Source organism: Psychrobacter sp. PG1, assembly GCF_014897815.1.
GTDB lineage: Bacteria > Pseudomonadota > Gammaproteobacteria > Pseudomonadales > Moraxellaceae > Psychrobacter.
Genome location: NZ_JABUZG010000080.1, coordinates 1 through 9,805 on the forward strand (window position 1 = coordinate 1; position 9,805 = coordinate 9,805).

General features: G+C 37.9%; 12 protein-coding genes. 4 read left to right on the top strand and 8 right to left on the bottom strand.

Annotated features, from left to right (window positions below):
• Both INT03_RS12120 and INT03_RS12125 read left to right on the top strand, forming a co-directional pair.
• Positions 1 to 228 (top strand): hypothetical protein (locus INT03_RS12120; protein WP_193009148.1); only part of this gene is annotated, 228 nt, incomplete at its 5' end.
• A 279-nt stretch (positions 229 to 507) separates the two neighbouring features.
• Positions 508 to 1,023, top strand: a complete 516-nt coding sequence (locus INT03_RS12125; RefSeq protein WP_193009149.1) for a thermonuclease family protein — start codon at positions 508 to 510, stop codon at positions 1,021 to 1,023.
• Between the two features lie 91 nt (positions 1,024 to 1,114).
• On the opposite strand, the gene INT03_RS12130 is transcribed toward INT03_RS12125, so the two are convergent.
• The 6 genes from INT03_RS12130 to INT03_RS12155 all read right to left on the bottom strand — a co-directional run bounded on the left by INT03_RS12130 (position 1,115) and on the right by INT03_RS12155 (position 7,420).
• Complete coding sequence (locus INT03_RS12130) at positions 1,115 to 1,759, bottom strand: N-6 DNA methylase (protein ID WP_193009150.1); 645 nt, start codon at positions 1,757 to 1,759, stop codon at positions 1,115 to 1,117.
• 386 nt (positions 1,760 to 2,145) lie between these two features.
• Positions 2,146 to 2,496 carry a hypothetical protein gene (locus tag INT03_RS12135; protein WP_193009151.1) on the bottom strand — a complete coding sequence of 117 codons (351 nt, stop codon included), beginning with the start codon at positions 2,494 to 2,496 and terminating at the stop codon, positions 2,146 to 2,148.
• 12 nt (positions 2,497 to 2,508) lie between these two features.
• Positions 2,509 to 4,752, bottom strand: a complete 2,244-nt coding sequence (locus INT03_RS12140) for a DNA topoisomerase (RefSeq protein WP_193009152.1) — start codon at positions 4,750 to 4,752, stop codon at positions 2,509 to 2,511.
• Positions 4,749 to 5,021, bottom strand: coding sequence for a hypothetical protein (locus tag INT03_RS12145; protein WP_193009153.1), 273 nt, complete (start codon positions 5,019 to 5,021; stop codon positions 4,749 to 4,751). Before INT03_RS12145 ends, INT03_RS12140 begins: the two co-directional genes overlap by 4 nt.
• On the bottom strand, positions 5,021 to 6,490 hold the full coding sequence (locus INT03_RS12150; RefSeq protein WP_193009154.1) for a hypothetical protein: 1,470 nt from the start codon (positions 6,488 to 6,490) through the stop codon (positions 5,021 to 5,023). Before INT03_RS12150 ends, INT03_RS12145 begins: the two co-directional genes overlap by 1 nt.
• A 507-nt stretch (positions 6,491 to 6,997) precedes the next feature.
• A complete protein-coding gene (locus tag INT03_RS12155) occupies positions 6,998 to 7,420 on the bottom strand; it encodes a hypothetical protein (RefSeq protein ID WP_193009155.1) in 423 nt (140 codons plus the stop codon).
• A 104-nt stretch (positions 7,421 to 7,524) separates the two neighbouring features.
• On the opposite strand from INT03_RS12155, the gene INT03_RS12160 reads away from it, so the two are divergent.
• Positions 7,525 to 7,785 carry a hypothetical protein gene (locus INT03_RS12160; protein ID WP_193009156.1) on the top strand — a complete coding sequence of 87 codons (261 nt, stop codon included), beginning with the start codon at positions 7,525 to 7,527 and terminating at the stop codon, positions 7,783 to 7,785.
• A 10-nt stretch (positions 7,786 to 7,795) separates the two neighbouring features.
• Positions 7,796 to 8,125, top strand: a complete 330-nt coding sequence (locus INT03_RS12165; RefSeq protein WP_193009157.1) for a hypothetical protein — start codon at positions 7,796 to 7,798, stop codon at positions 8,123 to 8,125.
• A 98-nt stretch (positions 8,126 to 8,223) separates the two neighbouring features.
• Here the strand turns inward: INT03_RS12165 and INT03_RS12170 are convergent, their stop codons facing one another.
• A complete protein-coding gene (locus tag INT03_RS12170; RefSeq protein WP_319021207.1) occupies positions 8,224 to 8,577 on the bottom strand; it encodes a peptidoglycan amidohydrolase family protein in 354 nt (117 codons plus the stop codon).
• A gap of 62 nt (positions 8,578 to 8,639) precedes the next feature.
• Positions 8,640 to 9,805: hypothetical protein (locus INT03_RS12175; RefSeq protein WP_226951694.1), on the bottom strand; the 1,166-nt coding region annotated here is incomplete at its 5' end.

Sequence of the window (9,805 nt, forward strand, 5' to 3'; positions counted from 1 at the left end):
CTAGATAGCGATACTAACGTCACTGATAGCTCAGATGAATTTGATCCATCAACCGCCTCTTTGAGTCAGGGTTTTTTAGTAGAAATTGACGATGTTATCAATATCTTAGACTCGATTGATATTGATTCTGACTTATCTAAAAAGATTGCTGATTACATTGATGACAACCACAGCACCTACAATGATAACTATGATGCTCTTCGCACTTTCCTAAACAGACGGATTTAAAATTCAACAGTTAAGTGTGACCAACGGTAGCTAAACACAGCTACCGTTTTAACCTTATAGGCAACTTATGATCGACTTAGATAATGATTGCAATATCAATCTTAAACAAGCTATTTTTTTTGCTTGTCTTTTTTTTGTTACTGGCCTCATATCTCTAATCTTATACCTTTTTTATCATGATTCTATTTCTGAGAATCAAAAAATTCTTTGGCTACTCTCTCAAATATTAGTCTGTATTAGGCCTATATTTATTTTCAAAAACCTATAGGAAAAACCACTATGTTATTTAATTTTTTGAACAGTAAGCCTTTATACTTACTTGTTGTTTTATCGCCTTTACTTGCTTCAAACGCCTATTCTGCTAATAGCTTCTCTACATTCGATGTTCGTGTCATTGATGGTGACACTATAGAGGTTTTGCCTAAAAACAAAAGGAGTGAACGCATTCGCTTGTTAGGTATTGATGCCCCTGAAAGCTCACAAGCTTATGGCCAGCATTCTAAGCAATCCTTACAGCAATGTATAAATAATAAAGAAGTCACTATAGAATGGAATCAACGTGACCGTTATTCTCGGATGATAGGAAAAGTGTTAGCTGAAGGTGTCGATTGCAATTTACAACAAGTAAAAAATGGTATGGCTTGGCACTATAAATATTATGCTAATCAGCAATCAGTTAATGATCGTAAAACTTATAGCTCTTCGGAAAAAACTGCTCAACGTAAGAAACTTGGTCTTTGGGCTGACCCTAACCCAATCAATCCTTATCATTACAGAAAATCAAATAGACGATAAATCAATTAATCACTAATAATTTGAATCAACCAAGCAAAAAAACCAGTAATCTCTTACTGGTTTTTAATCAAATACCTTTTAATTTATTAGCTTATTGCTTGTAAATCCAACCGCCACGTAAAAATATAGGTGTATTCCATACTTCCCTAACTTCCAAGCTAAGTGAGTTTCCTACTATTATTTGTGCTGGCACTCCCCATAAGGATAATTGAATATAACACATCAATGCCGCAACCCTACTGATATCTGTGGCTTGAACCCAAATATTTGATGATGGATTAAACCCTTTTTCCAACATTCCTTTTATTACCGCTAAAATCATCCCTCCTGATCCTGAAGCTGGGTCACTTAAAGATATATAGTCCTTATTTTTCAAATCGTTATAAATATCGCCTAAATGAAATTGTGCCATTAAATAGCTAACATTATCAGGCGTAAAATACTGACCGTTCCTGCTATCACCTAGCTCCATGCTCATATAAATACTACCTAGAACATCTTTAGGCTCTACCCCTAGCTCCATGACCAATAACCCAAAAGCCTCTGTAAACGCTTCCTGATCGCTCTTATGGTAACTGTTAAAGACCTTTAGGTACTCTTCTTCTCTTTTCTTATCAAACCAAGCTTTTTGATTGTGTAAGCATACTGCTACTATCGTAATAAAATCCTCGAAAACCCTATGCCTATTCTTATGTTGCGCTACACCTTGTAGCAGTCCTATAATTCTCTTTTGCATATTAACAGTCCTATTACCACATTAAACGCTTGTGATTAGCGAGGTCAGCACCTTGCCGACCTTGTAGGACAATTATATATAATATGACTAACTTTTACAAGTGTTTTTTGCGTCAACGCAACTGGTTTCTTCATTCAAAAAAATGCGGCCATTACTTTCATGTAACGACTGCATTCTTAAATCATTTCACATTCTGAAATACTACATATTGTGCGCTGCGGTGGCCAAACTAACACTACATGTAGTATGTCGATCAGCTGCGGTCGCTACTATATGTAGTGTATCTATTACCAATTATCTGTAAAGTTACATGAAGGTCGAGTTATTAAGCTTGATAACATCTTTTCGTTATCAAGCTTAATAACTGACCCAACAACCGAAGGGCGTTAGTAGCAAACTTGTTTTTTGAAATCACTACTATCTAGTAGCACAACTATACTTCTTGTACCATCTTCAATGTATGACACACAAACGCTTCCATTCTTGCTAGATTCTAGCAGTGCATTTATAGCTACCTGTTTATTTTTAAAAACTAAAGCACTTTCAAAGTTACTATCAAACTCTTTTTCCTTACCTTTTTTTGGTTGGGAAAAATACCCCAGTTTATCATTACACCAAACCACGAAACCCAAAAACTCTATGTCTTTTGACTTGACTTTTTCAACTCCAAATTCATGATTTAAAGCTGTCTCCATGCTGCTGCTATTTATATCATTTTTATATATTGTTAGTTTCATATCCAGCAATCCCTATTTAGGTGGGTTTTCATAGTCAGGTGTCTTACTTTCTTTGCTTTTGAAATATCTCTGCCTACAATCTTGATTCATACATTCAAAGTAATAAGACTTTTTCCCTTTCTTGTAACCCAACTTACCATCACAAGCTTTGCAATCAAACTTTGTTCTTTTGGCTGGTTTATCGTTTGCCTTGGGCTTTCTAGCAATCGGTTTTCCGTCCTCGTCATCCATTGAATGTGTACACTGGTTTTCTTTATCGTTGTAACCACTGCACCCCCAAAAAGTACCTTTTACACCTACATGTCTTACCATGTTTCTATCACATTTCGGGCATTTGTAGTATTTAATGCTACCTTTGATTTTTTTGATCTCAGGTATAACCACCTCTTTCATCATTTGCTTAGAGAAATTTATAACGTCATTTCTGTCTTTAATATTGAGTTGCCTTTCAGCCCATATTGCACTCATATCAGGGTATTTTATTTTATCATCAAGCTTGTCATAAAACGCTTGGCCTTTATTTGTACTGACAACTTTCTTACCCTCTTCTACTAAAAAACCTCTTTCAAATAAGGTGTCTAATGCTACGTGTCTTGTAGCAGAAGTGCCAATCCCACCATTTTCACTATCTTTATCTTTATCCTTTTCTATTAGCACTTTTGCAAGCCTTGGATCTTTCACATACTTTGCTACGCGAGTCAGATCAGACAGTAGCGTTTTAACAGTATAATGTGGTGGTGGCCTAGTCTCTTTGTTATTAAGCTTCAGCCCTACGCATTCACAAGACAGCCCTTTACTAATACCGTCTAAGCCTGTCATATACTCTTCATCTTCGTCTTTGGGGTCGCTATTTTTTTCTTTGGAAAAAAGTGCTTCCCATCCATCACTAACCCTAGTGCTTGATGAAGCGTTGAACAAAAAACCATCAATATTGACTACTGCTTTTTTCTTTATGTACACTGAGCTTGGGTAAAATTGAGCTATATAAAGCTTTGCTATCATCAAATAGATGTTTCTTTGTTGCTCTGTGAGCTTACTTAAATTTGCAGTGGTATGAGTGGGTACAATAGCATGGTGCGCGCCCACCTTTGCGCTATTAAACACTCTTCCTTTAAGTTGGGGATTTGCCTTTTTCACCTGTTCTTGAAATAACCCTTCTACATTTTGAGCCACAGCCTTAATGATCTCATCTGCATTCTCATATTGCTCATCGCTAAGATATTGGCAATCGCTTCTATTGTAAGTTATCAGTTGATGGGTATCTTTTAATTCTTGCGTTATCTTTACAACATCTTTTGGTTTATACCCCCATTTTTGGTTAGCGTCCTGCTGCAACTTATTTAGGTTATAAGGAAGAGGCGCTGACTTTTCTTCCTTTTTTTCTAAAAAATCACTTATGATACCCACTTTATTTTTACATGCCTTGCCTATTTTTACTAATTGCGCCTTATCAACAAACCTACCTTTGTCATCCTTTATTAATTCTGAATACTCTGATTGATTATTAGCTATTTTTTCATTTAACTCATTACTATAGCCCTTAAAAGACGATATAAAATCGTAGCCGTTCGCACTTATTTTAGATAACAAATCGTAGTAATATTGCTTTTTATGACCACTATTTAGCCTATCTCTTCTCACCACCAAACCTAAAATTGGCGTTTGCACACGCCCTACAGATATAACCCCTTCACCACCTTCAGCCTGTGATTTTAGAGTGTACGCCCTTGTTAAGTTGAAACCAAAAAGAAGATCAGATAGTGACCTTGCTTCAGCTCGCCACCCCAAATGTTCAAACTTTTCATTAGATTCTTTTTTCGCAATAGCCTTTTTAACAACAGACTTAGTATTGTCGTTAATCAAAACTCGATAAACAGGGTTTTTATAACCATAGAACCTTAATATTTCATCAACTAGCAACTGGCCTTCATCGTCCGTATCACCAGCATGTATCACCGTCTCTGCTTTTTTCAGAAGACCTTCAATAACATCAAGGTTTTCTTTAAGTTTTGGATTAGGTTTATGTCTATAGTCACTGAAAAATAATGGCAAGCTATCAAAAGACCACGCCTTCAATTTTCTGTCATAGTCTTCAGGCTCTAATAATTGCAACATGTGGCCAATACACCACGCTACAGCCACACCATTGTCATCTACATAATAACCGTGATGCTTACTAAATTTACCTTCCAAAGCCTCAACCACAGCCCTAGCTACCGCCGGCTTCTCAGTAATGTACAACTCCTTGATACTCATAAATCAATCCCCACACTCAGATAAAAAGCCACCAAAACAGCACCAATAAGTTTGTAGCAAAAAGCGATACGATAACTGTAACCGCCCTCGCTTATCGAATGTGCTTGGTAATAGATCAAAAAACCTATACCACAGCATAAAAATATTGAAACCACTTTGCCATAAGAAAACTCATTCCTAGCAAGAAACGCTAAAAGCAACACCACCACAAGCTCAAGTAAAATTAAAAATCTTAAACGCACTGGCCACCACCAATAAATAATCACCATCAAGAAGAGTCAAGGATTTGGCTATACCGCTGCCCTGCTGGGCAAGCGGCTTTATTTTTTGATTTGTTTAAGGGGAGGAAGCGAAGCCACGCATACTGAAGGCAACCCACCGCATAAGCCACACTGACACTCACAAAAAGCTCAGGGCTTCGCCCACTATACAAAGAAACGGACTTTGACCCCTGATTTTTATCGCGTGCCCCTACTTCTTTTGTGGTTGGTTTTGCTATAACTTTTCTTAGATAATTTTTAACGGTCGATAGTGATACGCCTAATTTTTCTGCTATTGTAGATTTGGTCATTCCACGCTTTGCAAGTTTTTCAGCTTCACGTTTGCGCTTTTCTATGTTGGACTGGTACTCTGAACGACTTACAGCCCCTCTATTTTGCCTATAGGCGCGTTGTGCGGCTGCTTTCTTATCTTTACGCATACTGGATGACACAAGCGCTCTCATGTGGCTTCTAAGCTCACTGGGAATCAAGTCTTGCAGTTCATCGTATAGGGTTTCGCTTTTGTATTTATATCTAAGCTCCCCTTCCTCACCTGCTTTTGTGTTCGATGCGCGTTTTAATACGCTACTACAGTAAGCCAAGCATTTTGATAATTCTAATGATCCAAAATATTTTGCTGCAAGATCTTTAACCTCGCTCTCTAGCGCTTCTTTATGAGTAAACCAACTAAGGGCGTTTGCTGCATGGAATAATAACCTGTCTCTCATACCCTCTGGCACTGATTCACTTTTATTTTTGGTGAAGTGCCAAACGATCAACTTCTGAACATCTTGATAAACTAGATACCAACGCTCGTATATACTCCCTCTACCGCGCTGACCTGCTGTTTTTTTCTTTATCTCTAAGCCGCGCTTCGCCCTAGCTGCTCTAAAGTCTCTAATCTCAGATCTTGTGTGCGGTAAAATCTGATTGCACAAATCATCAAACGTGTAATAATCATCACATAAAAAACCGATATCACTAAGCGCCCCATTTTTGCTGTTATACGTGTTTGGTAGTCGCATCATCCTAGTGGCATCTGTACACGCTGGATCAGCGTTATCTATTACCTCGATCAAACGCTTCATAACCGCTTTCCATCTAGGTAAGCATTTAGCCCCTACTGGCTCAAATCTCCAATATAAATGATATCCTCTGCCTGTATAAACCACACAATTAGGACTAGGAATATTAAGATCATCAATTTTTTTGAGTGTGTCTTGAAGTACATTAATAATATAATCGTTATAATCGCTACTGCTAAGATTATCTAAATTCCTACAATCAACATCTATATAAAAGCTGGTTAATCTTCTAAGGTTTTTCCCTAGTCTCCATTTGTAAAATTCATTAGGAGAAAAGTAAATATCTGTCATATAATTCAGACTATCAAGAAAATTCGTAATATCTTCCTTTGGATCAACACATGTCCAAGCCCCTTTACTACGGGTCTTATCCCATAGTATCACTGTTTCCATGCGTTTCGTGGGGTGTATGAAGTTATAGAAATCGTTTGTAGCACTGATTCGTTCTTGAGGGAAGGCACTCATAACAATCATTAGTCCATTATTTATCAGTAAATAATCATTTATTCTCTTAAAATGATTTACGAAAATACTTGATAAACGGCTAATAACTCATTTTATAAATAAGTACACAGTTGCATTGATTAGATAATTATAATAGAATTGCAATTATCAGTAATGGCATACTAACTAACTAACTATTAAGCCTCTGACTAAGGCATTATCTTAATAGTGAATTTAGTGAACTGTGTTTAGCCGTTTATACTGTGTTCAGCCGTTTATGCTGGTTGTTTAGAATAAATTTTGGTTGGCACTGCAATTTATTCTACAGATTGAATGTTAAGCAACAAGCCCATTGGTATTCGTATCAGTGGGCTTGTTTTTTATTAAGTTAATCATACACGATCAAGCTTAAATCCACAACATAAAACCTTTTAAATTATTAAAAACTTTTTGAGCTTAAATATCTAAATGACTTGTTGCCGCTGCGTCATTATCAACCTCAACTGCTAACGCCCTTTCATTCTCACGATATCTATTGTACTCACTCTCAGTTATGGCCTTTTCTTTATCTCCAACCATTACCACCGCCACACGTTCATTGATTTCATGACCTTCCATAACTTCTGCATCAAATCTATAGCCTACATTTTTACTGGTTTGTACGATGCCATTACTTCGGTCTTTATAGACTATTTGCCCTACCACCTCTTTACCATCGCCCTCTTTGAGCATGATATTATGTAGTATCTTTTGTTCAGGTTCTCGGCTCTCAATAGACTCTAATGCTGCTTTTGCTTCGCCATGCTCCGTCAAACTTTGATCTAATGCGTTTTTCGGTGCTGGCTCTTTTACTACAGCTTCTATATTGTCGTTTTCCATAATTTCCTCTTTTTACTAGATTATTCAATTAGATTATGCTATATAATATTTATTATAAAACATTATATATTTATATTACTTCTATCAAACATTAAGGAATAAAAATGCTTTCTAAAAAAATTATGTCTGCCCTTGTCGCTCTACCAGTTTTACTTGCCCTATCTACGCCTTCTCAGGCCGCTTTACAGGGCGATGCTTGTATTGCTGGTGACTATGGCACGAAGGCTCAATATCGCTGCTCTGTTGTCGGTAATGGTCAGTACATGTCTATCAGTGAGATATATCAACTAGGCTATCGTGTTGTTTCTGCATACGCCTATGAAAAAACTGGTAATACTGTATTAATTATAGAGAAACAATCTTAAGAAGGTTGCTATGCGTATTCAAAATCCAGTCACACACCATCCTTTTTTATCGGGTATTAAGATTGCAATTTTATTTTTCTTGATACCCTTCTACAATAACAGCATGTCTTTTGGCAATGCTGATTTTTGGTCATGGTATGGCTGGGTTGTCGCGGTCTTTTATCCTATCGAAATTTTATGCTGCATTCTGTTTGTCACTGGCAATAAAAACAAAATTGACAACACTAGGGATTATGGGGATCAACCTCTTTTGTACGCTCCTTATAATGGTAACTGCGGCTCTCCATACATTTATGATATAACCAATCCAAACACACCACCTTTTAACCATCATCGTTAGTTACTCAACACAACATCTTGTGTGCTGCGGTGGCCAAAATAACACTACATGTAGTATGTTGATCAGCTGCGGTCGCTACTACATGTAGTATTCTTAGTTTATTTTTGGCTCTTCATGTCTCTATAGTAAAAAACACCTCCACTGGCTGCATGACCCCAAGGTAAATGAGTTTTTTGTCTAAAATCTGATACCCATTGTTTGCCATCATACATTTGGATATGGCCTGAGTTATGACCTCTTGATTTACCATATACAACAACATCGCCCCTTTTTGGGTTCTTCATTGCATCAGCACTTGGTACTTGGGTGAAACCCATTTTTTTCATCTGCCCTGTTGTATGGTACTGATAAGCATGTCTCTGTTGATCAAACTTATAACCAGCAGATTGCAGCCCTTTTCTAACATACCTTGCACAATAGCCTGAAGAACTTCCTAATGAATTTCTTGTGATATAACTTGCCGCCTTATCTGCTTGACTTCCTTGTGATGCGCCACCGCCTCTTGACGCACCACCTACGGCTTTTTTGCTTCATCACTCCCACTGAGATCTCCCCAGTTTTGATTTGAGCCAATCCAGCCGCTACCACTTTTTTGGCTTTCTTTAGCTGTATCTATAACACTATCAGCCATACCTCTTCCAGCATCCGCTATGTTTTGACCAGTTTCAGCAATGTTTTTAGGCGCATTTTCTATAGCATTAAATACGTTTCCTGTACGTTCATTTACTAAGTAAGCCGCTTCAGTAGTTGTTTGATTCCCTCTGTTTTGTAGTGATTTATTTTCTTCTAATATCCCATCTGCTCTACCTGACCTTGCATCACTTAAAGCACCTACACCGTCTCTTTTTTGCTGCATACCGCCAGTAATATTGTTTTGGGCTGCTTGCGCTCCTGCCCCAAAACTTAATTGCTGAAAGCTACTCCCTTTTGATTGATTTTGCCCTATAGACTGGTTCACAGCATCGCCACCTGTACTGATCAATCTATCCCCTTCATTGCTATACTGCCCCATTGAGTTATTAGCACTACTACTCAATGGACTACCGCCAACTGACGGTGAGGTATTTCCTGAAGCTGCGCCCAGCGCTGCACTCTGATCTGAGAAGTAAAATTGTCTTACTTCATCTTGAACAGCCAAGGCATCTGTAGGACTTGTACTTAAGCGACGCTCATAATCTTCACGGCTATCAAAACCATTGTCTGCAAGGATTTGATTTAGGTAAGCTTCATTATCTCTATTAACAGATAACTGATCCATCGCTCTTGATATTTGTTCAGGGTTATTAAGGTTCTGAATCCGCGACATACTATCTTGGCTTGATACTCTTGAACTTGCCGCATGTTCACTGCTCATACTTGAATTGGCTGAAGTCGTCTCTTGACTACCAACCTCTTTTCTCCATCCTGAGCTATCTGTAAGTCTCTGAGAATTGCCTGTTTGATCGCTATCTGAGCTTGATGTTCCTCTTCTCGCTGATTGTTCGTAACTACTTCCCTGAGATCTTGAATCAGTTTGAGTAGTGCCTAGGCTTCTTTCATCGCTCTCACCTACACTTGTATTACCAAATGCAGTTGCCGTGACACCAGTGTTTAGATTTCCACTCATTCCTAAGTTAACACCGCCTCTGCCACGACCGCCACCGCCGCCAGCCACAGGCGAAGAGATAAAACAATATAGAG

Bases quoted from the DNA above. Each gene is read 5' to 3' on its own strand.
- INT03_RS12150 (WP_193009154.1), bottom strand. From the start codon at position 6,490: ATGGAAACAGTGATACTATGGGATAAGACCCGTAGTAAAGGGGCTTGG.
- INT03_RS12135 (WP_193009151.1), bottom strand. From the start codon at position 2,496: ATGAAACTAACAATATATAAAAATGATATAAATAGCAGCAGCATGGAG.
- INT03_RS12145 (WP_193009153.1), bottom strand. From the start codon at position 5,021: ATGGTGATTATTTATTGGTGGTGGCCAGTGCGTTTAAGATTTTTAATT.
- INT03_RS12125 (WP_193009149.1), top strand. From the start codon at position 508: ATGTTATTTAATTTTTTGAACAGTAAGCCTTTATACTTACTTGTTGTT.
- INT03_RS12165 (WP_193009157.1), top strand. From the start codon at position 7,796: ATGCGTATTCAAAATCCAGTCACACACCATCCTTTTTTATCGGGTATT.
- INT03_RS12155 (WP_193009155.1), bottom strand. From the start codon at position 7,420: ATGGAAAACGACAATATAGAAGCTGTAGTAAAAGAGCCAGCACCGAAA.
- INT03_RS12160 (WP_193009156.1), top strand. From the start codon at position 7,525: ATGCTTTCTAAAAAAATTATGTCTGCCCTTGTCGCTCTACCAGTTTTA.
- INT03_RS12130 (WP_193009150.1), bottom strand. From the start codon at position 1,759: ATGCAAAAGAGAATTATAGGACTGCTACAAGGTGTAGCGCAACATAAG.
- INT03_RS12140 (WP_193009152.1), bottom strand. From the start codon at position 4,752: ATGAGTATCAAGGAGTTGTACATTACTGAGAAGCCGGCGGTAGCTAGG.